Source organism: Streptomyces sp. NBC_01077 (assembly GCF_045162855.1).
Taxonomy (GTDB): domain Bacteria; phylum Actinomycetota; class Actinomycetes; order Streptomycetales; family Streptomycetaceae; genus Streptomyces.
The window spans coordinates 7,744,629-7,770,652 of record NZ_CP108669.1 but is presented as its reverse complement, the minus strand read 5'-3'; the positions used below and the strand labels follow the sequence as shown (position 1 = coordinate 7,770,652).

General features: G+C 74.1%; 27 protein-coding genes. 10 read left to right on the top strand and 17 right to left on the bottom strand.

Translation table 11 applies throughout. The features are described from left to right. Window positions 1-284: 284 nt before the first annotated feature. The 4 genes from OG462_RS35020 to OG462_RS35005 all read right to left on the bottom strand — a co-directional run bounded on the left by OG462_RS35020 (window position 285) and on the right by OG462_RS35005 (window position 3,490). Window positions 285-1,241, bottom strand: a complete 957-nt coding sequence (locus OG462_RS35020; protein ID WP_406063981.1) for a beta-ketoacyl-ACP synthase III — start codon at window positions 1,239-1,241, stop codon at window positions 285-287. A gap of 173 nt (window positions 1,242-1,414) precedes the next feature. Beyond that, window positions 1,415-1,798, bottom strand: coding sequence for a (2Fe-2S) ferredoxin domain-containing protein (locus OG462_RS35015; RefSeq protein ID WP_406063979.1), 384 nt, complete (start codon window positions 1,796-1,798; stop codon window positions 1,415-1,417). Beyond that, the gene (locus tag OG462_RS35010; protein ID WP_406063977.1) at window positions 1,795-2,355 is read right to left on the bottom strand and encodes an isochorismatase family protein; all 561 of its coding nucleotides are present in this window, start codon (window positions 2,353-2,355) and stop codon (window positions 1,795-1,797) included. Before OG462_RS35010 ends, OG462_RS35015 begins: the two co-directional genes overlap by 4 nt. A 25-nt stretch (window positions 2,356-2,380) precedes the next feature. Then, entirely contained in the window at window positions 2,381-3,490 is a 1,110-nt protein-coding gene (locus OG462_RS35005; protein ID WP_406063975.1) for a bile acid:sodium symporter family protein, read from the bottom strand. A gap of 144 nt (window positions 3,491-3,634) precedes the next feature. Here OG462_RS35005 and OG462_RS35000 point away from each other — a divergent pair, with 144 nt between their 5' ends. The 4 genes from OG462_RS35000 to OG462_RS34985 all read left to right on the top strand — a co-directional run bounded on the left by OG462_RS35000 (window position 3,635) and on the right by OG462_RS34985 (window position 8,212). Further along, on the top strand, window positions 3,635-4,501 hold the full coding sequence (locus tag OG462_RS35000; RefSeq protein ID WP_406063973.1) for a LysR substrate-binding domain-containing protein: 867 nt from the start codon (window positions 3,635-3,637) through the stop codon (window positions 4,499-4,501). A 285-nt stretch (window positions 4,502-4,786) separates the two neighbouring features. Next, the gene (locus OG462_RS34995) at window positions 4,787-6,610 is read left to right on the top strand and encodes an AMP-dependent synthetase/ligase (protein ID WP_406063971.1); all 1,824 of its coding nucleotides are present in this window, start codon (window positions 4,787-4,789) and stop codon (window positions 6,608-6,610) included. A gap of 158 nt (window positions 6,611-6,768) precedes the next feature. Then, window positions 6,769-7,563, top strand: a complete 795-nt coding sequence (locus tag OG462_RS34990) for an aldo/keto reductase (RefSeq protein WP_406066840.1) — start codon at window positions 6,769-6,771, stop codon at window positions 7,561-7,563. A gap of 181 nt (window positions 7,564-7,744) precedes the next feature. After that, window positions 7,745-8,212 carry an RICIN domain-containing protein gene (locus OG462_RS34985; RefSeq protein WP_406063969.1) on the top strand — a complete coding sequence of 156 codons (468 nt, stop codon included), beginning with the start codon at window positions 7,745-7,747 and terminating at the stop codon, window positions 8,210-8,212. A gap of 54 nt (window positions 8,213-8,266) precedes the next feature. On the opposite strand, the gene OG462_RS34980 is transcribed toward OG462_RS34985, so the two are convergent. Continuing rightward, a complete protein-coding gene (locus tag OG462_RS34980) occupies window positions 8,267-9,226 on the bottom strand; it encodes a class I SAM-dependent methyltransferase (RefSeq protein WP_406063967.1) in 960 nt (319 codons plus the stop codon). Between the two features lie 84 nt (window positions 9,227-9,310). Further along, entirely contained in the window at window positions 9,311-10,243 is a 933-nt protein-coding gene (locus OG462_RS34975) for an AraC family transcriptional regulator (RefSeq protein WP_406063965.1), read from the bottom strand. 93 nt (window positions 10,244-10,336) lie between these two features. Between OG462_RS34975 and OG462_RS34970 the strand changes: the two genes are divergently transcribed. Beyond that, window positions 10,337-11,191, top strand: a complete 855-nt coding sequence (locus OG462_RS34970; protein ID WP_406063963.1) for an NmrA family transcriptional regulator — start codon at window positions 10,337-10,339, stop codon at window positions 11,189-11,191. Window positions 11,192-11,210: 19 nt separating this feature from the next. Here the strand turns inward: OG462_RS34970 and OG462_RS34965 are convergent, their stop codons facing one another. Further along, entirely contained in the window at window positions 11,211-11,957 is a 747-nt protein-coding gene (locus tag OG462_RS34965) for a class I SAM-dependent methyltransferase (protein ID WP_406063961.1), read from the bottom strand. Between the two features lie 138 nt (window positions 11,958-12,095). Beyond that, complete coding sequence (locus tag OG462_RS34960) at window positions 12,096-12,401, bottom strand: 4a-hydroxytetrahydrobiopterin dehydratase (protein ID WP_266898696.1); 306 nt, start codon at window positions 12,399-12,401, stop codon at window positions 12,096-12,098. A gap of 91 nt (window positions 12,402-12,492) precedes the next feature. On the opposite strand from OG462_RS34960, the gene OG462_RS34955 reads away from it, so the two are divergent. Next, complete coding sequence (locus OG462_RS34955) at window positions 12,493-13,320, top strand: helix-turn-helix domain-containing protein (RefSeq protein WP_406063959.1); 828 nt, start codon at window positions 12,493-12,495, stop codon at window positions 13,318-13,320. Here OG462_RS34955 and OG462_RS34950 read toward each other — a convergent pair. Next, window positions 13,310-13,732, bottom strand: coding sequence for a hypothetical protein (locus OG462_RS34950; RefSeq protein ID WP_406063958.1), 423 nt, complete (start codon window positions 13,730-13,732; stop codon window positions 13,310-13,312). The genes OG462_RS34955 and OG462_RS34950 overlap by 11 nt on opposite strands. A 273-nt stretch (window positions 13,733-14,005) precedes the next feature. On the opposite strand from OG462_RS34950, the gene OG462_RS34945 reads away from it, so the two are divergent. Both OG462_RS34945 and OG462_RS34940 read left to right on the top strand, forming a co-directional pair. After that, entirely contained in the window at window positions 14,006-15,214 is a 1,209-nt protein-coding gene (locus OG462_RS34945) for a low temperature requirement protein A (protein WP_406063956.1), read from the top strand. Between the two features lie 287 nt (window positions 15,215-15,501). Beyond that, window positions 15,502-16,251 (top strand): IclR family transcriptional regulator, encoded by a 750-nt coding sequence (locus tag OG462_RS34940; protein ID WP_406063954.1) that lies wholly within the window; start codon window positions 15,502-15,504, stop codon window positions 16,249-16,251. A gap of 30 nt (window positions 16,252-16,281) precedes the next feature. Here the strand turns inward: OG462_RS34940 and OG462_RS34935 are convergent, their stop codons facing one another. From OG462_RS34935 to OG462_RS34915, 5 genes are all read right to left on the bottom strand, one after another. After that, window positions 16,282-16,455 carry an alpha/beta-hydrolase family protein gene (locus tag OG462_RS34935; protein ID WP_406063952.1) on the bottom strand — a complete coding sequence of 58 codons (174 nt, stop codon included), beginning with the start codon at window positions 16,453-16,455 and terminating at the stop codon, window positions 16,282-16,284. Window positions 16,456-16,720: 265 nt separating this feature from the next. Further along, window positions 16,721-16,885, bottom strand: coding sequence for a hypothetical protein (locus tag OG462_RS34930; RefSeq protein WP_406063950.1), 165 nt, complete (start codon window positions 16,883-16,885; stop codon window positions 16,721-16,723). Window positions 16,886-16,948: 63 nt separating this feature from the next. Next, entirely contained in the window at window positions 16,949-17,353 is a 405-nt protein-coding gene (locus OG462_RS34925; protein ID WP_406063948.1) for a hypothetical protein, read from the bottom strand. A 134-nt stretch (window positions 17,354-17,487) separates the two neighbouring features. Then, window positions 17,488-19,629 carry a phage holin family protein gene (locus OG462_RS34920; RefSeq protein ID WP_406063946.1) on the bottom strand — a complete coding sequence of 714 codons (2,142 nt, stop codon included), beginning with the start codon at window positions 19,627-19,629 and terminating at the stop codon, window positions 17,488-17,490. 236 nt (window positions 19,630-19,865) lie between these two features. Beyond that, window positions 19,866-20,282 carry a hypothetical protein gene (locus OG462_RS34915; protein ID WP_406063944.1) on the bottom strand — a complete coding sequence of 139 codons (417 nt, stop codon included), beginning with the start codon at window positions 20,280-20,282 and terminating at the stop codon, window positions 19,866-19,868. Window positions 20,283-20,418: 136 nt separating this feature from the next. On the opposite strand from OG462_RS34915, the gene OG462_RS34910 reads away from it, so the two are divergent. After that, the gene (locus OG462_RS34910; protein WP_406063942.1) at window positions 20,419-21,198 is read left to right on the top strand and encodes an MBL fold metallo-hydrolase; all 780 of its coding nucleotides are present in this window, start codon (window positions 20,419-20,421) and stop codon (window positions 21,196-21,198) included. Window positions 21,199-21,259: 61 nt separating this feature from the next. After that, entirely contained in the window at window positions 21,260-21,925 is a 666-nt protein-coding gene (locus tag OG462_RS34905; RefSeq protein WP_406063940.1) for a DedA family protein, read from the top strand. Here OG462_RS34905 and OG462_RS34900 read toward each other — a convergent pair. The 3 genes from OG462_RS34900 to OG462_RS34890 form a co-directional block, all read right to left on the bottom strand. Beyond that, a complete protein-coding gene (locus OG462_RS34900; protein ID WP_406063939.1) occupies window positions 21,905-22,963 on the bottom strand; it encodes an MBL fold metallo-hydrolase in 1,059 nt (352 codons plus the stop codon). The two genes, OG462_RS34905 and OG462_RS34900, sit on opposite strands and share 21 nt — an antisense overlap. 202 nt (window positions 22,964-23,165) lie before the next feature. Beyond that, complete coding sequence (locus OG462_RS34895) at window positions 23,166-24,398, bottom strand: aminotransferase class I/II-fold pyridoxal phosphate-dependent enzyme (protein WP_406063937.1); 1,233 nt, start codon at window positions 24,396-24,398, stop codon at window positions 23,166-23,168. A gap of 154 nt (window positions 24,399-24,552) precedes the next feature. Beyond that, on the bottom strand, window positions 24,553-25,821 hold the full coding sequence (locus OG462_RS34890) for a sulfite oxidase (protein WP_406063935.1): 1,269 nt from the start codon (window positions 25,819-25,821) through the stop codon (window positions 24,553-24,555). Window positions 25,822-26,024 lie beyond the last annotated feature (203 nt).

The window sequence follows — 26,024 nt, the reverse complement described above, 5'->3', positions numbered from 1 at the left end:
GCGGTCCTCCAGATCACGGGAGGGGCTCGACCACGGAGCGATTCCGTGCCCGGAAAGCGACGACCCTCACCGCGATCGAAGCTAGGTCCGCCACCGGCGCGCCGCCACCGGGCTCCGCCGAACGGGGCACGGCCGCCACCGAAGCACAGCCGCGACCGAGGCACGGCCGAAACCCGGGCACGGCCGGAACCGGGCGCGACCACGGTGGGGCGCGACCGCCCCGCCGCCCCCGGACCGGAAGAGCTCCCCTGGGGCCCGTCCGACCCTGATCCGCCGGACAGGCCCTACGGCACCCGGACGACCTGGCCCGCGTACGAAAGGTTTCCGCCGAAGCCGAAGAGGAGGACCGGGGCGCCGGAGGCGAGTTCGCCGCGTTCGACGAGCTTGGCCAGGGCCAGCGGGATCGAGGCGGCCGAGGTGTTGCCCGAGTCGACGACATCGCGGGCGACGATCGCGTTGACGGCGCCGATCTTCGCGGCGAGCGGCTCGATGATCCGCAGGTTGGCCTGGTGCAGGACGACGCCGGCCAGCTCCTCGGGGGAGATGCCGGACCGCTCGCAGGTCTGCCGGGCGAGGGCGGGCAGCTGCTGGGTGGCCCAGCGGTAGACGCTCTGGCCCTCCTGCGCGAAGCGGGGCGGGGTGCCCTCGATCCGGACGGCGTGGCCCATCTCCGGGACCGAGCCCCACAGGACGGGGCCGATGCCGGGCGCGGCCCCCGGCACCTCGTCGTCCACGGCCTCGACGATCGCGGCGCCCGCGCCGTCGCCGACGAGGACGCAGGTGGTGCGGTCGGTCCAGTCGGCCACGTCGCTCATCTTGTCGGCGCCGATCACCAGCGCGCGGCGGGAGCCGCCGGCCCGTACGGCGTGGTCGGCGGTGGCCAGGGCGTGGGTGAACCCGGCGCAGACCACGTTGAGGTCCATGGTGGCGGGCGAGGCCATGCCGAGGCGGGCGGCGACGCGGGCGGCCGTGTTGGGCGAGCGGTCGATGGCCGTGGAGGTCGCGACGAGGACGAGGTCGATGTCGTCGGGGGTGAGTCCGGCGGTGGCCAGGGCCTTGCCCGCCGCGTGCGCGGCGAGTTCGTCGACGGGTTCGTCGGGCCCGCCGATGTGCCGGGTGCGGATACCGACCCGGCTGGTGATCCACGCGTCGTCGGTGTCGACCAACTCCGCGAGGTCGTGGTTGGTGAGCACCTTGGCGGGCTGGTAGTGCCCGAGCGCGGCAATGCGAGTGCCCGTCATCCCGGGACCCCCTCGGTGGTTCGATCGTCCGGCAGGATTCCCCAGTCTTGCCAGCGACTGATGGGTAACAGGTGACGTAAACCACCAAGATTCACCCGCACCCCTTGGCCGACCGTGACAACGGCCCGGGCGCGACACGGGCCCCACGGCGTCGGCGGACGCCGTGGGTGGGGTCAGTTCTTCGGTGGGTCGATCATCTGGAGGGCGAGGGTGGCCGGGGGCGGGGTGATTCCGGGGCCGCCGGCGGCCGTCCAGGCGAGGATGTCGTCGAGGGCGTCGTCGTCGAGGGTGAAGGCGACCCAGGCGGCCCGGCCGCCGCGCCGCCGGCCCTCGGTGGACGGCTGGACGACGACGATGTTGGCCTGGGCGCAGGGGCCGAGGCAGTCGCTCGTACGGACGACGAGGCGGCCGCCGGAGGCCGCGGCGGCCTCCCGGAGGCGGGTGAGCTGTCCGGCGTGGTCGGTGCCGGGGTTCTTGCGGGCGTCGCCGCAGCAGCAGCCGCGGCAGACGACGAGGGAGCAGGGGCGGGCCCCGTACCGTATCGGGACCGGGGTCACGCGGGGCCGTCCCGGGTGATCTCGGAGTCCAGGGTGATCGCGGAGACGGGGGCGACGGTGCCGAGGCGCGGGAAGTCGAGGTCGACGGAGGCGCGGTGTTCGTCGGCGGTGAGCGCGGTCATGGCGTCCTCGGCGAAGACGAGGTCGTAGCCGAGGTCGCAGGCGGCGCGGGCGGTGGACTCGACGCCGAGGTTGGTGGCGATGCCGCCGAGGACCAGGGTGGTGGCGCCGAGGCCGGTGAGCAGCTCGTGGAGTCCGGTGTCCTGGAAGCCGCCGATGGTGCGCTTGACGACGACGGGTTCGCCGTCCCGGACGAGGTCGGCGACGAGTTCGCTGCCGGGCGGCTGCGCGTCGACGTTCGGCCGCTCGACCCGGATGTGGACGACGGGGGCGCCGGCGGCACGGAAGGTGTCGGCGAGCCGGGCGGCGGCCGTGAGGACGTCGGTGCCGGGGCGGGGTGCGAGGGGCAGCGCGACGATGCGTTCCATGAGGTCGACGAGGACGAGCGCGGTGCGGCGGGGATCGAGTGCGGTCAGGCCGGGATCGGATGCGGGCATGGGAGCACCGTAGCGGCCCCGATGATCATCGAGGGGCGGTCGTGGGTGTGATCCGGCCTACGGAGGGGACGCTCGGGGTCGCGTCCGTCTCCACCTCACCCTCCGCCGTGCCCTCTGCGTCCCGTGCGCGGCGCTTCGCGATCACCGCGCACACCATCAGCTGCATCTGGTGGAAGAGCATCAGCGGGAGCACTGCCAGCGCGGCCTGGGGGCCGAAGAGGACACTGGCCATGGGCAGTCCCGCCGCCAGGCTCTTCTTCGAGCCGGCGAACTGGATCGCGATCCGGTCCGCCCGGCCGAAGCCGAGGCGCCCGGCCCCGTACCAGGTCAGGGCCAGCATCGTGGCGAGCAGGACGGCCTCGACGGCGAGCAGCAGGCCGAGCCGGGCCGGGGTCACCAGGTGCCAGATGCCGGCGACCATGCCCTGGCTGAAGGCGGTGTAGACGACGAGGAGTATCGAGCCCCGGTCGACGTGTCCGAGGACCTTCTTGTGGCGGACGAGGAAGCCGCCGATCCAGCGCCGCAGGACCTGTCCGGCCAGGAACGGCGCGAGGAGCTGGAGCACGATCTTCATGACCGCGTCGGCGGAGAGGCCGCCCGCGCTGTTGCCGAGGAGCAGCGCCGCGAGCAGCGGGGTCAGGACGATGCCGGCCAGGGAGGAGAAGGACCCCGCGCAGATCGCGGCGGGGACGTTGCCGCGGGCGATCGACGTGAAGGCTATGGAGGACTGGATGGTGGACGGCACGAGACAGAGGAAGAGGAGGCCGCTGTAGAGCTGGGGGGTGAGCACGGTCGGCACGAGGCCTCGTGCGGCGAGTCCGAGGAGCGGGAAGAGCAGGAAGGTGCTGCCGAGGACGGTGAGGTGGAGCCGCCAGTGCTTGAGGCCGTCGAGGGCCTCGCGGGTGGAGAGCCGGGCCCCGTAGAGGAAGAAGAGGAAGGCCACGGCGCCGGTCGACGCCCCTTCGGCGACGTCGGCGGCGCCTCCGGACGCGGGGAGGAGCGCGGCGAGGGCGACCGTGCCGAGCAGCGCCAGGATGTACCCGTCGACGGGCAGCCAGGACGGCAGCCGGAGGGTGCGGCGTGACGTACGGGGGCGGTTTCGCCGTGGGGTGGGGGCTGGCGTACGGACGGTCATGGGCTCCACTGCTCTGTGCACTGCGGGGGGGGTGGGTCGTGCCTTCCATCCTGGCCCAGGGCTCGGTGATCGGGAATCCCGTACAGGGCACTGACTGTCATCACGGATCGCGATAAGCAGCTCGGCAGGCGCTACGGTCGTCCTGTGTACGAGCCCACGCACCTGCGCACGTTCCTCGCCGTGGCCCAGACGCTGAGCTTCACCCGGGCCGCGGACCGCCTCGGGCTGCGTCAGTCGACCGTCAGCCAGCACGTACGACGGCTTGAGGAGGCGACCGGCCGGCCGCTGTTCACCCGGGACACGCATCGGGTGGCGCTGACCGAGGACGGCGAGGCGATGCTCGGTTTCGCGCGCACGATCCTTCAGGCGCACGAGCGGGCGGCGGCGTACTTCGGCGGGACACGGCTCCGCGGGCGGCTGCGTTTCGGGGCGTCGGAGGACTTCGTGACGACCCGGCTGCCGGAGATCCTGGAATCGTTCCGGCGCGAGCATCCCGAGGTCGACCTGGAGCTGACGGTCGGACTGTCCGGCACGCTCCAGGCCCGGCTCGCGGCGGGCCGGCTGGATCTGATCCTGGCCAAGCGGCGCGGTGGGGAGAGCGAGGGGCGGCTCGTGTGGGAGGACTCCCTGATCTGGATCGGCGCGCCGGGGCTTCGGCTGGATCCCGACCGTCCTGTGCCGCTCATCCTGTACCCGCCGCCGGGGATCACCCGGGCGCGGGCCCTGGAGGCCCTGGAGGCGCAGGGCCGGTCGTGGCGGATCGCGTGTACGAGTTCCAGCCTGAGTGCGAACGTGGCGGCGGCCCGCGCGGGGCTCGGCGTGATGGCGCACACGCGAGGCCTGGTGCCGCCGGGGCTCGTGCCGGTCGCGGCGCGGGCGGGGCTGCCGGAGCTCGGCGAGGTCGGCTTCGTGCTGCGCGCGGGGCGCCGGGGCGGGACGGTGCAGGAGGCGGCGGACGCGCTGGCGGAGGCGATCCTGGCGGGCGGCGACCGGCTGCACCGGCCGGGCTGAGGGGGCCCGGCGCGTGCAGGTGCCGTGGCTCGTGGTGTGGCGGCCCGTGAGCGGCCCGTACAGATTCCGTGGAGATTCGCGCCCGATGGACGTACCGAGCGGTCGGTAACGGCCCCGCAGCACCTGTGACTTGACTCTGCCACCCATCCTGACCTGTGAGAACACGGAATGTCCCGGCTTGGTGAAGGCCCTCCCGCCGGGCAGTCGGGTGGGGTACCGTCACCCGCGCCGTACGGAGCGCTACAACGAGCTTTTCCAGCCATCGAGCCGTCGAGGAGCAGGTCAGTGCGCGAGTTCACCGTGCCGCCCGTCGAGGCGGCGCCTCAGGTCGGCGGTCTGGCGGACGCCGTGTTCGAGCGTGCCCTGACGGAGCCGGACCGGATCACGTTCGGCCGGAAGGGCCCGGACGGGCAGTGGCGGGACGTGCCGGCCGCACGGTTCCGGGACGAGGTGCTCGGCCTCGCGAAGGGGCTGATCGCGGAGGGTGTGCGGTTCGGCGACCGGGTCGCCATCATGGCCCGCACCCGTTACGAGTGGACGCTCTTCGACTTCGCGCTGTGGACGCTGGGCGCGCAGCCCGTACCCGTCTATCCGACGTCCTCCGCCGAGCAGGTCTTCTGGATGCTGCACGACTCCGAGGTCACGGCATGCGTGGTGGAGCACGAGGACCACGCGATGACGATCGGCTCGGTGATCGACCGGCTGCCCCGGCTCCAGCGCCTGTGGCAGCTGGACGCGGGCGCGGTGGCCGAGCTGACGGCGGCGGGGGCGGACATCGACGAGGACGTCGTGCACCGGCACCGGCGGGCGGTGACCCCGGAGACGGTGGCGACGGTCATCTACACGTCGGGGACGACCGGCCGCCCCAAGGGCTGTGTGATCACCCACTCCAACTTCATGTTCGAGACGGACATGCTGGTGGGCCGCTGGGAGTCGGTGTTCCGTTCGCGGCCGGGTGAGGAGGCGTCGACGCTGCTGTTCCTGCCGCTCGCGCACGTCTTCGGGCGGATGGTGGAGGTCGCGGCGGTCCGGACCGGGGTGAAGCTGGGACATCAGCCGGTGATGGCGGCCGCGGAGCTGATCCCGGACCTTGCCGCCTTCCGGCCGAGTTTCGTGCTGGCCGTTCCGTACGTCTTCGAGAAGGTCTTCAACGCGGCGCGCCGCAAGGCGGAGCGCGAGGGGAAGACAGGCCCGTTCGACAAGGCCGTGGAGGTGGCGGTCGCCTACGCGGAGGCGCTTGAGCACAAGGCCTTCGGGACGGGCCCGGGGCCTTCGGCGGCGCTGCGCATGCAGCACCAGTTCTTCGAGAAGACGGTGTACGGGAAGGTCCGCGCGGCCCTCGGCGGGCGGCTGCGGCACGCGATGTCGGGCGGTTCGGCGATGGACCGCCGGCAGGGGCTGTTCTTCGCGGGTGCGGGGGTCACGGTCTTCGAGGGGTACGGCCTGACGGAGTCCTCGGCGGCCGCGACCGCGAACCCGCCGGAGCGGACGAGGTACGGCACGGTGGGGCAGCCGGTGCCTGGGACGACGGTGCACATCGCGGAGGACGGTGAGGTGTGGCTGCACGGCGGCCAGATCTTCTCCGGCTATCTCAACGCTCCCGAGGCGACCGCCGCCGTCCTCAACGACGGCTGGCTGGCCACCGGCGACCTGGGCTCCCTCGACGAGGACGGCTATCTCACGATCACCGGGCGCAAGAAGGAGATCCTGGTGACCTCGGGCGGCAAGAGCGTCGCTCCGACGGGTCTGGAGGAGCGGGTGCGGGCGCATCCGCTGATCGCCCAGTGCATCGTCGTCGGCAACGACCGGCCGTACATCGCCGCGCTCGTCACGATCGACCAGGAGGCGGTGGAGCACTGGCTCGCGATGCAGGGGCGGGCGCCGCTGGCAGCGGCGGAGCTCGTACGCGATCCGTCGCTGGAGACGGAGATCCGGCGGGGGGTGGTGGCGGCGAACACGCTGGTCTCGCAGGCCGAGTCGATCCGCACCTTCCGGATCCTCGCGCATCCGTTCAGCGAGGAGCACGGACTGCTCACGCCTTCGCTGAAGCTGAAGCGGAAGGCGATCGAGCGGGCGTACGCGGCGGAGGTCGCGGCGCTGTACGGCTGAGCCGTTCCGGGGGGACGCACCGCGGGAAGCGGAATGCGGGACGGCCCCCGATCGTTGACGCTGGGAGTAGTACGCAAGACCCGCGACGACGTAAGGATCCACTCCACGTGAGCACGGACAGCAAGGTTCCCTCGGTCACTCTGAACAACGGCGTGCGGATGCCGCAGCTGGGCTTCGGTGTCTGGCAGGTGCCGGACGACGAGGCGGCGGCGGCCGTGGCGACCGCTCTGGAGGCCGGCTACCGCTCGATCGACACCGCCGCGATCTACGGCAACGAGGAGGGCACGGGCCGTGCCGTCGCCGCGTCCGGGATCGCCCGCGAGGACCTGTTCGTCACCACCAAGCTGTGGAACAGCGAGCAGGGCTTCGACTCGACGCTGAAGGCCTTCGACGCCTCGCTCGACAAGCTGGGTCTCGACTACGTCGACCTGTACCTGATCCACTGGCCGGTGCCCGCGAAGGACGCGTACGTCGACACGTACCGCGCGTTCGAGAAGATCTACGCGGACGGGCGCGCCAAGGCGATCGGCGTCTCGAACTTCCTCCCGGAGCACCTGGAGCGGCTGATCGGCGAGACCTCGGTCGTGCCCTCCGTCAACCAGATCGAGCTCCACCCCCAGCTTCCCCAGCAGGCCGCCCGCGAGGCGCACGCCCGGTACGGCATCGCGACCGAGGCGTGGTCGCCGCTCGGCTCGGGCAAGGGGCTCCTGGACGTGCCGGCGATCGTCGCGATCGGCCGCAAGCACGGGCGGACCCCGGCCCAGGTCGTGCTGCGCTGGCACCTCCAGCTGGGGAACGTGGTGATTCCGAAGTCGGTCACCCCGTCCCGTATCCAGGAGAACATCGACGTGTTCGGCTTCGAGCTGGACGCCGAGGACCTGGCGGCGATCGCCGCGCTCGACGAGAACCGCCGTCTGGGCCCGAACCCGGCGGAGTTCAACGTCGGCGCCTGAAGACTCGGCGCCTGAAGACTCGGTGACGGTGGCGCTGTGACAACCGCGCCACGGCAGAGGTGCGACGGCGCGACGACGACGGCGCCGAGGTCCATCCGGACCTCGGCGCCGTTGTCGTACCCCCGGCATAGAGTCGACGGCGGACCGTGAGGCCGAGTGGTGGAGTGAGGGAGTCGATTCGGTGAGTGGTGGTTCTCCGGTGCCCGTCGAGGAGGGCCTCTACCGGGTGCGGAACGTGGCCAGCGGGCTGCTCCTGGAGGTGTACGAGGGGTCGGGCCGCAGCGGTGCCAACGTGCAGCAGGGCGTCGAGAGCGGCGCTGCCGGGCAGCACTGGCACATCACCGCCGTGCCGAACGGCGGCGGGCTCTACCACCTGGTGAACGCGGCCAGCGGCAAGCGGCTCGACGTCGCCAACGCGTCCACGGAGAACGGCGCCAACATCCAGCAGTGGAAGGCGAACAACTTCGGCGCGCAGGAGTGGATCATCGAGCAGGACCTGCAGTCGCCGGGGACGGTCGCGCTGGTGAGCTTCATCAGCGGGCTGTTCCTGGAGGTGGCCGACGGTTCGAAGGACGACGGCGGCAACGTACGGCAGTGGGAGGACACCGACTCCCCGTTCCAGTGGTGGCGGTTGGAGCCGGTGTCCTGACCCGCGGGGGCCCGTGGAGGCCTCGCGGGGGGGCGTGTTCGGGCGCGGTGGTTCTCAGCCCTTGCGGGCGGTGTGGACCGTGCGGGCGGTGAGGTGGAAAAGGTCCGTGCGGTGGTGCAGGGACAGTTCGTCGGCCGGGTCGAGGAGCCGTTCGACCATCGCCAGGTCGTCCGCGTCGAGCCGGTCACCGAAGCCGTCACGGATCCGGCCGAAGTGGGTGAGGGCCAGCTCCCGTACGACCTGGGACACCGGCGCGGGGACGTCGGTGAGGAAGGTGCGGGTGCCGGCGGGGGTGAGGCCCGCGCCGGCGAGGAGCGCCCGCCAGTCGTCCGGCTCGTCCTTGTGCCCGGGGGTCTCGGCGCGCATCTCGCCGAACCAGTCGGCGTTGGCGGCGTCGAGGCGCGCTTCGAGGCCCGGCCGGCCGAACCCGATGTGCCAGGGCAGGTGCCGGGCGGGCAGCCCGCCCTCGACGAGGACCATCAGGCCGCCGGGGTTCAGCAGACCGGCGAACTCGACGAGCGCGGCCCGCTGGTCGCCGATGTGGTGGAGGGAGTTGCCGGCCCAGATCAGGTCGGCCTTCCCCAGGTCGGCGATGCCTTCGGGGAGTTCGGTGTGGAGCGTGGAGACCCGGGCGCCGAGGCCGTGCGCCTCGGCGCGTTCACGGGCGCGGGCGAGGAGTTCGGGGGCGCCGTCGACGGCGACCGCCCGGGCGGCCGGGAAGGCCTCGGCGAGGACGCCGGTGACGACACCGGGGCCGCTGCCGACGTCGAGGATCCGGCGGACGCCCTGCACGGGGGCGAGCGTGCCCAGCCAGGCGGCGGCGTCCGCGTAGGCGGGGCTCTCGATCTCGGCCTGCCGCTCCAGGAGCGGGGCGAGCTCGTTCCAGTCCAGGTGGGTGCCGTCGTGGTGGGAACCGTGGCTGTGCTTGTGCCCGGGGGTGTGCTGGTCCGCGGGGGTGTGGCCGTGCCCGTCGCCGTGCGAGTGGCCGTGGTGCGTTGCGCTGTGCTGACTCATGGGTCCAGCGTGCGTCGAGTCGGTCCGGAGCGCGAGAAGTGTTGCCGTTCCGGCAAGAAAATCGATCCTGTGTTGCTCAGATCGTCATACCCCTGCGCGGTGCTCCTGTGGGCTGACGCCCCTGACCCGCTTGAACGCGGCGCTCAGGGCGAAGGCGCCGCTGTAGCCGACCTTGCGGGCGACGGACTCGACGGTGGCATCGGTCTCGCGCAGCAGGTCGGCGGCGAGTGCGAGCCGCCAGCCGGTCAGATACGCCATCGGGGGCTCGCCGACGAGCTCGGTGAACCGGCGGGCGAGCGCCGCCCGGGACACGCCCGCCTTCGCGGCGAGCGAGGCGACGGTCCAGGTATGGGCGGGGTCGTCCTGGAGCAGCCGGAGGGCGCGGCCGACGACCGGATCGCCCATGGCCCGGTACCAGGCGGGGGCCTCGGCGCCGGGCCGGGAGAACCAGGCGCGGACCCCGGCGATGAGCAGCAGGTCCAGGACCCGGTCGAGGACGACGGTCTGCCCGGGTTCGTCGCGGGCGATCTCCTCGTCGAGGAAGGGCATGAGCGGGCAGTTCCACACGTCGGCGGGCAGGTGCAGAAGGCCCGGCAGGGCGTCGAGCAGCCGCCGGCCGACCTCACCGTCCATCAGGTACGTGCCGACGAGGACGGTGGTGCTGCCGTCGGGCGCGTTGCCCCAGGTGCGGACTCCGAGCCGCATGCTCTCGGCGAGCGGCTCCCCGGTGAGGGTGGTGCAGAGGCCGTCGGGGCCGATCCGGGCGCGGGGCGGGGCGTCAGGGGCGTCGGCGACGGTGTACGGCTCCGGGCCACGGGCGATGGCGATGTCCCCGGGCCGCAGCAGGACGGGCTCGCCGGAGTCGGGGACGATCCAGGCCTCGCCCTCGGTGACGCACATCAGACAGATCGGGGCGCCGTCCTCGATGCGGACGGACCACGGCGGCTCCATGATCATGCGGAGCAGGAAGGCGCCCCTGGCGCGGGGTCCGTCGAGGAGTCCGGCGAGTGCGTCCATGTCACCAGCGTAGGCGGGCCGGTGAGACGGAGACATAGGGGCGTGAGACGGCGGAGCATGGGCGGCGGGGGCCGTGGGCGGGAGTCTTGACCCATGACGACGCAGACGAACAACACGCAGAGCAAGCAGAGCACCACCATTCTGGTCACGAGCGCCACCGGCAAGACCGGGCACCGCGTGGCCGAGCGGCTCACGGCGCGCGGGGCGACCGTGCGTGCCGGGTCCCGTACCGGCGCGACCCCGTTCGACTGGGAGGCCCCGGAGACCTGGGCCCCGGCGCTGCGGGGCGCGGACGCCGCGTACGTGGCCTACTACCCGGATCTCGCCGCCCCGGGGGCGGTCGAGGCGATGGAGACCTTCGGCCGTCTGGCCGTGGAGCAGGGCGTACGGCGGCTGACGCTGCTGTCCGGGCGGGGGGAGCCCGAGGCGGTCGTGGCGGAGGAGGCCCTGCGCGCGGCGGCCGACGGGGTGGAACTGGCCGTCGTACGGGCCTCGTTCTTCGCGCAGAACTTCTCCGAGGGGCTGCTCGCGGACGGGGTCGCGGCGGGCGCGGTGGTCTTCCCTGCGGGCGACACGGCGGAGCCGTTCATCGACGCGGACGACCTCGCGGACGTGGTCGTGGAGACCCTGACGGCGGACGGTCACGCGGGGCGGGTGCACGAGCTGACGGGGCCTCGGCCTGTGGACTTCGCGGAGGTGGCGGCGGAGATCTCGCGCGTCTCGGGGCGTCCGGTGGCCTACGAGCCGGTGTCCGAGGCCGACTACGCCGGGCTCCTCACCGGGTTCGGGCTTCCGGCCCCGGAGGCCGCGTGGCTCGCGGGGCTCTTCGCGACGCTCCTCGACGGCCACAACGCCTCGGTGACGGACGGTGTGAAGCGGGTCCTAGGCCGCGAGCCGCGCTCCTTCCGCGCGTTCGCGGACACGGCCTGGGCGAGCGAGGGGGCCTGACCCAGCGCGTCGCGGAGCCTCAGGCCCGTCGGACGAAGCAGGCGAGCCGGTACCGGGGATCGCCGCGGGGACGGTCCTGGTCCGGGAGGCCGGCAAGGGCGGTGGCGAGCGTCTCGACGGTCGCCGGGTCGCCGGGGAACCAGGAGGCGAAGTACCCGGCGCGCAGCTTCCGTACGGTGTCGCGCGGGGTGGCGGCCTGGCCGTGTCCCGTGAAGTGGGTGCCAGGGGCGGGTTCGAGGCCGTGGGCGGCGGCGTACCGGGTGATCAGGTCGGCGCGGTCGGAGGCCGCTTCGGCCGAGCGGTGGGGGCGGAGGATCGCGTCGATGTCGCTGCCGACGTCGTGGGCGGCGTCCTTGTCGACGGTGGCGATCAGGACGCCGCCGGGGCGCAGGACGCGGCCGGCCTCGGCGACGATCTCCGCCGCGAACGGTACGAGGTGCAGCAGCCAGACGGCGCCGACCGCGTCCACGGAGGCGTCGGGCAGCGGCAGTCGCCGGGCGTCGGCGCGGACGACCCGGCCGGGTGCGCGTCCGTCGGCGACCCGCAGCATGGCGTGCGCGGCGTCGGCCCCGTAGACGCGCAGTCCGGTCCGGGTGAGCCGTTCGGTGACGAGGCCGGTGCCGCAGGCCAGGTCGAGCAGGGTGCGGGCGCCGGGCGGCACGAGCCGCAGGACGGCCTCGGCCGCCGCGCCGGCCCGGGGCACCCCGCCCCGGGTCCGGTCGTAGTGCGCTGCTTCGGCCTCGTAGTCGAGCACGGTCTCCGCCATGCCGATGATCGTACGAGGAGACGGAAGCGGGTGATCGTACGAACTCCGGGGCGCCCCGAGGAGACAGAGGCAGGTGCAGCAGGTGGTGCAGGTGAAGCAGGTGAAGCAGGTGAAGCAGGTGAAGCAGGTGACTGTACGTCAGGCGGCACCGTGGCCCGGGGCGATCCTCTCCACCCGCTCGGCGAGTTCGAAGTCCTTCTCGGTGACGGCGCCGCCCGCGGAGTGGGTGTTCACGGACAGGCCGACGGTGTTGTAGCCGAGGGTCAGATCCGAGTGGTGGTCGAGCTCCTGCTGGATCTGGGCCACGTGGACGACGAGCGCGGTCGCCGCGAAGTGGTCGCCGAGCCGGTACTCACGGGTGAGGCGGTCGTCTCCGACGGACCAGCCGGGGAGCTCCCGCAGTCGGTCCTCGATCTCCTTCTGCGACAGCGGCTGTGTGGGCACGGCGGTGCTCCCTCCGGTCGGGTGGCGCGGGTGACGGACAGGGGTCCCGGGGGGAAACTACCCGGGTCCCCCTCTGGGATACCGTCTGGCCATGACAACTGTCGTGAGCGACACGGGGGTGGGGCCGCTGCTGCGCGGTTGGCGTGAGCAGCGACGGCTGAGCCAGCTGGAGCTGGCGCTGCGTGCGGACTCCTCGGCGCGGCACATCTCGTTCGTGGAGACGGGCCGGTCGCGGCCGAGCGAGGAGATGGTCCTGAGGCTCGCCGAGCACCTGGAGGTGCCGGTGCGAGAGCGGAACGCGCTGCTGCTCGCCGCCGGGTACGCGCCCCGGTACGCGGAGTCGCCGCTCGACGCGCCGCGGCTGGAGACGCTGCGGGCGGGCATCGAGCGGCTGTTGCAGGGGTACGAGCCGTTTCCGGCGCTCGTGGTGGACGGCTCGTACACGGTGGTGGCGGCCAACCGGGCCATCGGGCTGCTGCTCGACGGGCTGCCGGAGCATCTGCTGACCCCGCCGCTGAACGCGATGCGGATCACCCTGCATCCTGAGGGGCTCGCGCCCCGGATCCGGAACCTGCCGGAGTGGCGCGGGCATCTGCTGCACCAGATGGAGCGTCAGATCGGTCTGGCCCGTTCGGAGTCGCTGCGTGCGCTGTACGCGGAGGTGACGGCGTATCCGCTGCCGCCGGGCGCGGACGACGGGTGCGGGCCCGGCGCCCCGGGGCCGGAGGACGTGTACCCGTACTTCGCGCTGCCGCTGCGGATCGAGCACGACGGGCGGGTGCTGTCGTTCGTGTCGTCGATCTCGACGTTCAACACCCCGCTGGACGTGACGGTCGCCGAGCTTGCCATCGAGACGTTCCTCCCGGCCGACCCGGCGACGGTCGCGTACCTGCAGGCCCTGCCGGCGTTCAGCGGCTAGCGGCGACGGCCCGCAGGGCCGCCCACTGCGCCAGGGCGAAGCCGCCGACGGTGGCCGCCTGGAGCGGCGTCCACACCAGGCCGGCGGTGGTCGGCTCCAGCCAGGCGACGAGGGCGACGACGCTGAGGGCGGCCCAGAGCGCGTTGATGTCGACGACGAGCTTCACGCCGAGCGCCGGGGGCTGCGGGCGGCTCGCGAGCCCGGCGACCCCGGCGGCGTAGACGGTGAGCAGGACGCCGAGGGCGAGCAGGAGGTCCGCGTCGATCCCGAGGAACTCTCCCAGCGGGCCGGAGGCGGCGGCGTAGGCGATGCCGTTGGCCCCGGTGACGACGGCGTCGAGGGCGAGGAACCGGCGCACCGCGGACTGGGGACGGGTGGTGCGGGCAAGACCGGCGAGCAGGGCCTGGGACATGGCGGATCACCCTCCATGGGGGACGTTCGTGCTGGTGGTGGACCCGGAGCCCGAGCGGAGTGCGCCGCCCGGGTTCCGGTGTCCTTGAGCATGCCGCGCGGGCCGGCGGGGGTCGATTACGCCGGAGGTAATGCGGGCGGTCGACGCGTGGTCGTGCGGGGGCTCGTGGGGGCGGTTCGGCCGGACGCGGAACACGGTGTCAGCGCGCCCCGGGCGTGAGTATTGTTCGCGCCGGGGTGGCCGGGAGTGGTCTCCCCGGAGGGGGAGAGACAGATGGCGTGGAACAGGGAACGGGCCCGCATGGTGGCCACCGGGGACGATCACGCGGTGACGCCCGCGGAGCTCTTCTTCGACCTGGTGTTCGTGTACGCGATCACCCAGGTCACCGCCCTGATGGCGGCCGCGCCCTCGCCGGTGCGAGTGGTCGGTGCGATGGTCGTGCTGGCGCTGCTGTGGTGGTGCTGGTGCTGCTTCGCCTGGCTGGGGAATGTCGTACGGGCCGATTCCGGCGCCCTGTTCGGGGTCCTCGTCACCGTCATGGCCGTCGTCCTGATCGTGTCGCTCGCCGTGCCCGACGTGTTCGCGGACGCGCCCGGCGGGCTCTCGGCGCCGCTGGTGTTCGTGCTCTGTTACGGGGCGGTGCGCGTCCTGCATCTGGCCTCGTACTGGATCTCCAGCCCCGGCGACCCGGGCCTGCGTGCGACTCTGCGCCGTACGGCCCTGACGTCCGTCGTCCCGCCGCTGGCGCTGCTCCTGATCGGCAGCGCGTACAGCGGCCGGGTCCAACTCCTGCTGTGGCTGGGGGCGGTGGCCATCGACTACCTCGGGATCTACGTCACCGGCGCGACCGGCTGGCGGGTCAACTCCCCCGGGCACTTCTCCGAGCGGCACGGCCTCATCGTGATCATCGCGCTCGGCGAGTCCATCGTCGCGATGGGTGTCGGCGTCTCCGGCTTCCCGCTCACCGTCGCCGTGCTCGGCGCCTCCGCCGCCGGGCTGCTGCTCTCGGCCGGGCTGTGGCGGCTGTACTTCCGGCAGCTCGGCGAGGCGGCCGAGCACCGGCTCGCCGGCCTTCAGGGCGACGACCGCACGCGGTTCGCGCGGGACGTGTACACCTTCCTGCACCTGCCGCTGGTCGCGGGCGTCGTGCTCTGTGCTCTCGGTATGAAGAAGGTCCTCCAACAGGTCGCCGACACCGGCCACTACGGCCTCGCCGAACCTCTCCACGGGGTCGTGGCCTGGTCGTTGACGGGTGGCGTCGGTGTGTATCTGCTGGGCGCCGCCGCGATCGTGCTGCGCACCACGGGGCGCCGACCGACGGCCCTCGCCCTGGGCGGCGTGTGCTGTCTGGCGGCGGGCCCGCTCGTCGGTCTCGTCCCGGCGCTGGTGGCGCTGGTGGCCCTCGCCACCGTCGCGGCGGTCCTGGTCTGGCTGCACGGCCGCCGGCAGGCGCGGGCGTTCGAGGCCGTGAAGGCGGCCTGAGGGAGGACCCGGGGAGGCCTGAGAGAGCCGAGGGAGGGGCAGAGGGCGGGGCTGAGGGAGGAGGGCGGCAGGGGCAGAGGCAAGGGGCCCGCCGGGCAGACGCCGGGGGCCGGGAGGGCAGAGGCCTGCGGCAGGGGTCTGACGCACGGGCCCGCGGCGCGCACCACCGCGCGCCCCCGTCCCCCGTCTTGGAGGATCGTCGAGCTCCCCCGTACCTCACCGGGCCGATCGGACAAGGCTTGTGCGCTGTGACCACACCGACGCGTCGGCGTGGTCACACTGGCCCCATGCCTCCCACCGGCCCCACTCTCATAGGCTCCGTCCGGCGCGCCCTGGCCCTCCTCGAACTGGTCGCCGAACACGACGAGTTGACCGCCAAGCGTCTCTCCCGCATGGCGGGCCTGCCGCTCCCCACCACGTACCACCTGCTGCGCACCCTCGTGCACGACGGGCATCTGCGGAACGAGCGAGGGGCGTTCCGGCTCGGGCCCGCCGCGCCGCGGCTCACCGGGGCGGGGCAGGGGCGCGGTGCCCGGCTTCCGGAGTGGCTGCGGGTGCTCGGCGAGGAGCTGGACGCGGCCGTCTACTACGCCGTCCTGGCCGGAGGCGAGATCGACCTCGTGACCGTGGTCGACACCCCGGAGCGTCCGGCCGTCGAGGAGTGGGTGGAGTTCCGTGCGAGCGCCCACGCCCACGCGCTCGGACAGTGTCTGCTCGCCCAGCTGGACGCGGAGGACCGCCGGGCCTATCTGGCGCGGCGGCCGGTGAACCGGCTGACGCCGCGGACGGTGCCGGACGAGGAGGCGCTGATGCGCCGTCTCGCCGGGGTCCGGCGGGGCGCCCCGGTGGTGGAGCGGGAGGAGTACGTCCTGGGCGCGGTGTGCGCTGCCGTGCCGATCACGGTGGGCGGGGTGCACTCGGCGGTGGGCTTCTCGCTGCCGGTGAGCGAGGAGGACCGCCTCGGCGCGACCGCGCTCCGGCTGCGCGAGCGGCTGGAACGGGGCCTGAGGGAACACGCGTTCACGGTACTGACCTGACACCGCGCGAACACCGCGCCGGCCCCGGTCTCAGTACTCCGCCGGCCGGTGCCCGATGAAGGCGCGCAGCCGGGTGGTGTCGGCCGCGGTCCAGCCGGGTGGCGGGAGGACCGCGGCCCAGCCGTCGACCGCCCCGGCCCCGTAGCGGTGGCCGTGGGGGGCGTCGACGCCGTACGAGATCGGGGAGAAGTCGGGGGCGCCCATGAGGAGCGCGCCGTCGGTGGAGGCGAGGAGGTCGGCGGCGCGGCGCGGGACGGGCGGGGAGGGGTTCCGGGGGCGGTGCCGGGGGTGGGGTCCCGGGTGGACTCGGGGCCCTGCGCTGCCTCCTGGCCCGGGCCGGACGCGGGTCCGGCGGACCGATCGGGGCTGGTGTTCCGGTCGGTCGAGGTCATCGGAACACCCTCGTACGCCCGGATGCCGGTACGCACATCGGATTTCGCCGTGGCCCGCGCCGCTTGGTGACGGAGGATCAGCGGGCGGGGTCCTCCCGGTACGTGGGCGGCTCGGCGGCCGGAGCCGGGGCGGGCTCCGCCGCCTGGCCGGCGGGCTCGGGCGCCCGGCGTTCGGAGCGCTGGGCCCGGGAGGCCTCGGCGCGCAGCAGGGCCTGGAGAACGGCGAACGGGTCGACGGGCATGGCGAAGCTCCTCATGGTGCGGGGGGGGTGATGTCGGAGGGACTGCGGGGAGGCTTGGGCCTCTCAGCAGCGCATCACCACGCACCGGAGCGCGTCGCCGCGCGCGGCGGGTACGGGGGCGGGGGTCCGGCGGTGCCTTCGGGCGCCGTACGGCAGGCGCAGGGGCCTGACCGGGCGACGGCCCGTCCGGTGCCGTCGGGGGCGTCCGGGGAGTCCGGCCTCGGTGGCGGCGGAGTCGTGGATCTCGCCGCTCGGGTCGGACGCCGGGGAGGCGGCGGGCCGGAGTTCGGCGCCGCCGGTGAGCGTGCCGGACGCCCCGGTGCCGAGCAGCGCGGCGAGGACGAGGAGCAACACGATCCAGAGGCGCCGCCCCGGGACCGGGCGACGACCTCGGTGCCCCGGCCTCGCGCGCGCCGGGAGGCCCGCCGGGGTGGCGGGCGTGACGGTCGGCTCGAGCGTGGGGCTCACGGAGATCCGTACTGCCCCGCCGGGGTCCCGGCACGGCGCCCCGGACTCGAGATCCGCCCGGGCGGCCTACGGGTGAGGCGCGTGATTCACCGGTTCACCACACGGGCGTCGCAGCGGCGGTCGGGACCCGGGATCTAGTGGTTCTTGTCCTGCGCGACGGGCTCGTCGACCGGGAGAAGTGACTCCGGTCCGTCCGTGGGCGGCGCGATCTCCAGCGGGACCTGCGGACCCGAGCACTCCCGCAGCCAGCGCCGCAGCACCCGGTGCACCTGCTCCGCGCCGACGATCTCCTCCCCCGCGCCGACGGGCGGCGACAGGTCCGGCGGCGAGAGGAGGAAGGGGTGCGACTGCTCGCCGCCGAGGCCGCCGTGCGAGCCGATCTGCTCCTCGAAGGCGTGCACGGTGCCGGTCGCCGGGTCGTACATCGAGTTGACCATGATGTCCGCGACGTGCGGGAAGCCGTCCGTGCGCCGTACCGCCCGCGCCGCGCCCCGCCCGAAGACGGCGAGCGGTCCCCCGTCGTCGAGCTCGGCCACCGGCACCTCCACCCCGTCGCGGGCGAGCACCACCGAGCCGTGCTCGGCGCTCGCCACGAGCACGAAGCCGACGCCCGGATGGTGGGCGAGAGTGCGGAGCAGGGCGGGGTGGCGCCGGTCGATCTCCTCCCGGGTCATCCGGTGCGGCACGTCGGGGAACGAGATGAGAGCGAGGTTGCCGGAGGCGAGGACGACGGGTTCGGAGGGCCGGGCGGGCAGCTCCCGCGCGCGCTCGCCGGTCTCGTCCACGGGCCGGTGCAGCGCGAGCCGCAGCGCGTCCCCGGCCGCGTCCCGCGCCTCGGAACCGCTGCGGGTCCGGCGTACGCGCCGCGGCACGGGAAGTCCGCACCCGGCCCTGACGAGGTCCTTGAGCGTCAGCCCGTACGCGCCTTCGAAGGTCTCGCCGGGGCTCTGCCCGTGGTCGGAGAGCAGCACGATCCGGTACGGGCGGGGGGCGTGCTCGGCGACGGTGGCGATCAGCGCGATCGAGCGGTCGAGGCGGCGGAGGACCTGGTCGGTGTCCCTGCCGTGCGGGCCCGAGTGGTGCGCCACCTCGTCGTAGGCGACGAGGTCGGCGTAGACGGCGGTCCGCCCGGCGAGCATGTCCCCCATCACGGCCGAGACCACCACGTCCCGCTCCACGACCGTCGCGAAGGCGCGGACGAAGGGGTACGTGCCGCCGCGCGAGACCCTCGGGGTGTCGCGGCGCAGCAGCGCCCGCGTGGACTGGAACATCTCGCGGACGCACTCGGTGACGAGCGATCCGGCGGTGCGGACCGCGTTGGCCGGGTCGGAGAAGTACGCGAAGTAGCCGGCGCGCGAGCGGTTGCGCGGGCCTCGCCGGGCTGCCATCGACAGGACGAGCGCGAGCTGGTCGGCACCGCCGCTGAACAGGTTGCCGCGCGAGGCCCCGTCGACGGTGAGCAGGCCGCCGTCCCCGGTGCGGCGCACGGCCCGGCGCTGGAGCTCCAGGGCGCCGGCCGGCCTGTTCGACACCATGAGCCTGCCGGTGTCCTTCTCGTACCAGCGGAAGGCGGGCACGTCCTCGTTGGAGCCGTGCAGGATGCCGAGCTGGCTCGCGCCGGTCTGGCTGGACCAGTCGGTGCGCCAGGGGGTGAGCCGGTGGCCGGCGTCGATCCAGGCGGCGACGGTCGGCATGAGCCCGTCGGCGACGGCGCCGCGCAGGACGTGGTGGCCGACGCCGTCGAGCTGGAGGAAGACCGTCCCGGGGATCTGCTCGGGAGCGTCGTCCGAGGCGCGGGGGCGGGTGCGGCCGGTGAGCCGGTAGAGCCGGCGCCGGTAGGCGTCGTCGTCGCGGACGGCGAGGCCGGTGGAGGTGGCGGAGGCGACGGCGGACATGACGGCGGCGACGACGACGGCGGTCTCGGGGTCGGCGGCGCCGCGTCCGTCGGGGATCAGCCAGAGCGCGACGAGCAGCATCGAACCGTTGAGGAAGAAGACGAGCAGGCCGAGCACGAGGGCCGGGACGAGCAGCAGGGCCCGCACGATCAGGGGCCAGACGAGCGCGCCGAGCAGACCGAACGCGCCGGCCGCGGCGGCGGCGGTGAGCGCCGTTCTCGTGAAGCTGTCGCCGTCGGCGGACTGGAGCTCGAAGGCCGGGAGCAGCCCGGCGAGGATCAGCATCGTGAGCGTGGACACCGCCCACACCACGATCACCCGCCCCAGCGCTCTGCCCGCGGCCCGCCAGCGGTCGGCGCCACCCCATCGCCCGTCACCCACGCCCGCTTCACCTTTCGCCCGTTTCCTGCCTCAAGCGTGGCACAACGCCCACGGTCGGCGGGGAAAACGAATGACGGCGATCGGCACGGGTGTGTCAGGTCGTACGTCAGGTCGCCTGCGGGAGGGGCCGACCGCTGCCGCCCTGCGGTCACGTCGTACGTCAGGTCGCGTACGGGGCCGGGGCTCCCGGTCGTAGCCCAGGTCGTACGTCAGGTGGTCGGGCCCGCAGGGGCGGCTCAGGAACCGTCGTACCCGGCCGTCGGCATGGAGAGCCGCCGGTGCACGCCCGCCTTGGCCGCCGCGTCGTACACCGGCTCGTACACCGGCTCGTCGGGACAGGCGGTCTCCACCCGCACCCCGCGCCGGGCACACTCGGCGCGGAAGCCGGGCACAGAGGTCAACGCGCGCGCGAGGACGCGCTCGTTGGCGGCGACGAACAGGTCGACCGCCCCCGCCTCCACGTCCATCCACAGCGCCGCGTGGTCGGGACGGATCCCGTAGAACAGCAGTTGGCGGGCGACCACGTACCCCTTGTCGTCGGCCCAGCGGGCACACACCGCGTGCTGACCACGCGTGTCGACAAGGAAGGGGTCGCTGTCCAGCTCTTCGAGCGGGGTGAGGCTGGCGATCGCCGCCACCCGAACGTCGTCCATGCGCCGACCCTACTGCGGGACGGCGCGGCCGAACATCCTCCGGTGCCCGCTCCGGACATTTACCCTCGATACGGAGTGAGGGTACGACCGCGGACATCGTGAACGGCGGCCGGAGCCCGCGACGACGGAAGGCGGCATGCCGGTGGAGGTCACCTGGTGGGGTCACGCGACCTGCACGGTCGAGGACTCCGGGGTCCGCTTCCTCACCGATCCGCTGTTCGCGCGACGGCTCGCGCACCTGCGGCGGCGGCGCGGAGCCCTGCCGCCGCCCGAGGCCGCGGTCGCCGAGGCGGTCCTCGTCTCGCATCTGCACTCCGACCATCTGCACCTGCCCTCGCTGGCCCGGCTCGCGCCCGGGACGCTCCTCGTCGTGCCGCGCGGCGCCCCCGCCGCCGTGCCGGGGCTGCGCCGCCTCGACGGGAACGGGGTGCGGCTGACCGAGGTGGAGCCGGGCGACACGGTGACGGTCGAGGGCGTGACGGTACGGGCCGTGCCGGCGCTCCACGACGGACGGCGGCTGCCGGTCGGGCCGCACCGCGCCCCCGCGCTCGGGTACGTCGTCGAGGGCGAGGCGCGGACGTACTTCGCCGGGGACACCGGGCTCTTCGACGGGATGGCGGAGGCGGTGGGGCCGGTGGACGTGGCGCTGCTGCCGGTCGGCGGCTGGGGCCCGTACCTCGGGCACGGCCACCTCGACGCGGGCCGGGCCGCCGAGGCGCTCGCCGCACTGTCGCCCGCGGCGGCGGTCCCGGTGCACTACGGCACGTACTGGCCGATCGGGCTCGACGGGATCCGGCCGCACGAGTTCCACGCGCCGGGGGACGAGTTCGTACGGCACGCGGCGCGGCTGGCACCGAAGGTGGCGGTGCATCTGCTCGCCCACGGCGAGCGGGTACGTCCGGAGGTGGCGCGGTGAGGCGGGGAGCGACACGCACCGTGTCCTCGCCCGGAACGACCGTCCTGCCGGGGGGCGCCCGGTGATCCACGGGCTCACCGGGATCGTGACGGCGGTGCGGGAGTTGCCGCCGGAGTCGACGCAGCAGGCCGTCGGCTATCCCTCGCTGTTCCTCCTCGTGGCGCTCGGCGCGCTCGTGCCGGTCGTGCCGACGGGCGCGATCGTCAGTTCGGCGGCGGTGGTCGCGTTCCACCAGACGTCGCCGCTCGCGCTGCTCTTCGTCTTCCTGGTGGCCGCGGCCGCCGCGCTCCTCGGCGACACCGCCCTCTACTGGCTCGGGCAGCGCGGGGTCCGGTCCCGCAACGGATCGCGGTGGCTCGCCGCGCTGCGGGGCCGGGTGACGCCGGAGCGGCTCGCCCACGCGCAGGAGCGGCTCGACACCCATCAGGTGTCGGTGCTCGTGCTGTCCCGGCTCGTGCCGGCCGGGCGGATCCCGGTGATGCTGGCGTGCCTGCTGTCGGAGATGCCGCTGCTGCGCTTCGTCCGGGGCGACGCGGTGGCCTGTCTGGCGTGGGCGGCGACGTACCAGCTGATCGGGATCCTGGGCGGTTCGCTCTTTCCGGAGCCGTGGCAGGGAGTCGTCGCCGCGGTCGGCCTCACGGTGCTGATCAGCGCGGTGCCCGCACTGTGGCGGCGGGTCAGGGGACGGCCGAAGGTGAGCGGGGTGTCAGGGCACGAGCACCCGTGAGCCGCCGACCGGCAGGTCCCACAGGTCCTCGCGGCGCAGCCCGGCCTGCTCCCAGGCGGTCCTGACCCGGGTGAGGGGTTCGAGGACGGGCTCGGAGGACAGGACGAAGGTCGCCCAGTGCATGGGGGCCATGCGGCGCGCTCCCAGGTCCTGGTGGGCGCGGACCGCCTCCTCCGGGTCGGTGTGGACGTCGCTGAGCCACCAGCGGGGGTCGTAGGCGCCGATCGGGAGCAGTGCCAGGTCGATGCCGGGGTACCGGCGGCCGATCTCCGCGAACCAGTGGCCGTAGCCGGTGTCGCCCGCGAAGTGGACGCGCCGCCCGGCCCGGTCGGTGAGCACCCAGCCGCCCCACAGGGAGCGGCAGGTGTCCAGGAGGGTGCGCTTGGACCAGTGGTGGGCGGGGACGAAGTCGAAGCGCACGCCGTCGAGTTCGGCCGCCTCCCACCAGTCGAGCTCGGTCACGCGGCTGAACCGTCGGCGGGCGAACCAGCGGCCGAGGCCGGCGGGGACGAAGACCGGGGTGTGCCGGGGAAGGCGTTTCAGGGTGGGGGCGTCGAGGTGGTCGAAGTGGTTGTGGCTGATGACGACGGCGTCGACGCGCGGCAGGTCATCCCAGCGGACGCCGACGGGGGTGAGCCGGGCGGGGGTGCCGAAGATGCGGCGGGACCAGACGGGGTCGGTGAGGACGGTGAGACCTCCCATCCGCAGCACCCAACTGGCGTGCCCCGCCCAGGTGATGGCGAACGTGTCGGGACCGGCGGGCGGGAGCGGGCCCGGCTCGAAGGGCAGCAGCGGGATGTCACGGAGGCCTTCGGGGCGGGGACGTACGGCACCCTCGCGGGCGAGCCGCGCCAGGGCCCGCACGCCGGGGAGGGGGGCGGTGAGCCGGTCGGCGAAGCTACGGGGCCAGTCGAGGCGCAGCCGCCCGACGGGCTGGAGGACGGGAGCGGGCGCGGGGGAAGGGGCCGGGGCCGTGGCGGGATCGGGCTGGTACGGGGCCTGTGCGGCCCGCGCGGGGTGTGCCGTCCGTTCCGTCATCTGCGGGCTCCGTTCTGCGCGGCTCGTGCGGGTGGTGCGGGTCGCCGGTGCGGAGAGGCGGCTCGTGCGGGTGGTGCGGGTCGCCGGTGCCGGGCGCTTCGGCCGTGCGGAACTCGGGGTGAGGGCCGCCGCAGGTACGGGGCACCTCCGTCGTGCGCGGTACGGGGCGGGGGCTGCTGCCGGAGTTCGATTCGAGGCCTTGTCACCGGAGTTCCTCCAGGGCTCCTTCGAACTCCGCGAGTCTGCGGGCCACATGGGGAAGCCCCTCCGGGTCCTGCGCGGCGAGCGTCTCCGCCCGCTCCTCCTCCGTGTCCCCCAGGAACATGCCCGTGCCGAACCTGACGCGCAGGGCGCCGAGTTCGTCGCCGAAGCGGTGGCCGCCGGTCGCCGGGGCTCCGAGCCGCGCGGTGAGGTGGCTCTCCAGTTCCAGGCAGTCGGTGACGCCCCGGGCGGCGAGTCCGGACCGGAGCGGCCCGAGGTCGGCGTAGAGGTGGCGGCCTGCCTGCGGCGGCCGGGCGAGGGCCCCGGCGGCGAGGACCGCGCGGTGCGCGGCCGCGGCCACGCGACCGTGGATCGCGGCCGCGCGCCTGGCCCGTACGGTGACGTCCTCGGGTTCGTCCAGGGCGTGCGCGGCGGCGGGTGCGACGGGCCCGGGGACGACGGCCCCGAGGGCGGTGAGCACGTCGAGGACGCGGGCCCTGCGGTCGGTCCAGCGGTCGGCGCGGGACGGATCGGTGGGCGGGAAGCGGGCGACGGCGCAGGGCCAGGCGGCCGGGGTGAGCGCGCCGCCGAGGTCGGAGAGGACGGTCACGTCGTCCGGGCACATCTCGGCGGGGCTGAGGAGCACGGTGTCCTCGGGGTGGTGGCGGGTGTCGCGCCAGGTCTCGTCGCTGATGACGTGCAGGCCCTCGGCGACGGCGGCCTCGCAGGCCTCGCGGACGAGTTCGGGCGGGGCGACGGTGGCGGTCGGGTCGTCGGCGACCGACAGGAGCAGGACGCGCGGGGTGCCGCCCTCGGCGCGGATCCGCCGGACGGTCTCCAGAAGGGCGTACGGGTCGGGTACGCCGCCGGCCTCGGCGGGGGTCGGCACGTGGTAGGCCGGGCGGCCGAGGAGGCGGGCCTGCGGGGTCCACCAGGCGGGGCAGGGCCGGGGAAGGAGGAGGTCGCCGCCGTGGGCGGCGATCAGGGCGAGCAGCAGCGCGGGGGCTCCGGGGCCCGCCACCACGTCCTCGGGGTGGGTGCGCAGGCCTCGGCGCCACCAGTAGCCGGAGGCGGCCTCGCGGAGGAGGGGGCCGCCGCCGGGCGGCTCGGGGGTGGTCCGTCCGGCGGCGGCCGCGAGGAGTCCGGCGAGTACCGGCAGGACGGGCAGGCCGGTGTCGGGGGCGGGAGGGCCGTAGCGCACCGGGCCACGGCCGTCCGGAGCCGTCTGCCGCATGTCCCGTACCTCCTGAGCGCACGGGGGCGCCGGCACGGCACCCCGTGACCTTTATACGAAGGTTCGGCCGGTTCCGCCGCTCCAGGCGTCGCTTCAGGCGACGGCCGGGGTGCCGGGTCCGGACGCGACGGACGCCGGCCGCGGGTGGGGCGGGTCAGACGACGGTCACCGGGTGCCGGACGATCGCGTTGAAGAGATAGCCCTGGGTGTTGTGGACGGCCCGCTCGGGCTGGGTGTTGCCGGCGGTGTCGGTGGTCCGCGAGAGCAGGGTGACCGGACCGGTGCCGCGCGGGCGCCACGGCACGCTCCAGCGGACCCAGCCGTCCCGCCGGGGGGTGTCGTGGAGGTGGGCCCGCCGCCAGTGGGCGCCGCCGTCGGTGGACACCTCGACCGTCCGTACGGGCGCGAGCGCGGACCAGGCGCGGCCGGTGAGCCGGTGGACGCGGCCGGCCTCCAGGGTGGCGCCGAAGGGCAGCTGGTAGGCGGACTTGATCGTCTGGCGGCTGATCGGGGTGGAGCCGCCCTCGGGGTGGGCGGGGCCGAAGAGGCGGTACCAGTCGGTGGACCAGGGCGAGGTGAGCGGGCGGGTGGAGACCTCGATGTCGCCGAGCCACTTGATGGAGGCGATGCCGACCCACGAGGGCACGACGAGCCGGACGGGATGGCCGTGGTCGTACGGGAGGGGCTCGCCGTTCATCTCGTACGCGAGGATCACGTCGTCGAAGGCCTTGGCGACCGGCAGCGGGCGGCGCACCCGGCCGTAGTCGACGCCGCCGGAGACGTACGGGTCGTCGAGGCCGCGCGGCTGGAGGTCGACGGCGTCACGGGCGATGCCGGCCCTCCGCAGCACGTCGGCGAGGCGCACCCCGCGCCAGCGGGCGGCTCCGACGGCGCCGAGGGTCCAGGCGGTGCCGGTGACCGGCTCGCCCTGCTGGCTCGCGTAGAGGCTGCGGCCGTTTCCGGCGCACTCGATCAGGGCCGTACGGGTGACGGAGGGCAGGTCGCGGAGCTGCCCGTACGTGAAGTGGACCGGGCTGCGGCCGTGGAGTCCGTCGCCCCAGAGGGTCAGGCGCCAGTCGGCGGCGTCGAGGACGGGGGTGGTGGTGTGGTTGCGGACGAAGAAGCGGTCGGTGGGGGTGAGGGCGCCGGTGTCCCCGAAGCTGTCGAAGCGCGCCTCGGCGTTGGTGCCCCGGACGGTGAAGTACCCGGCCGGGAGGGCCTTGACGATGCCGGGCGCGGCGAGGGGGACCTGGGGCGGCGCGAGTGGACCGACGGGGCCGGTGGCTCCGGGCGCGGCCTGTGCGGTGCGGGCGTGTGCGGATGCGGGTGCGGCGGTGGCGAGCCCGCCGAGGGCGGAGACCGCCGGGGCCGCTGTGAGGACCTTCAGCAGGGAGCGGCGGGCGGGCGCGGGCGAGTTCGGCACGGGACTCCTCGGCACGTGGGAGAGGCGCGCCACCGGGCGGCGGCGCGGCCGATCCTAGGGGCGCGAAGGCGGTCCGGACGGCCCGTTCATGGTGCTGTCACACGGGGTTCGTCAGGTCGGTTCCCGACGAACTCCGCTACCGGGGCGTCCTGTTCGACCGGCATCCTGTCCAAATGACAAGACGCGGGTCTCATCATTCGACA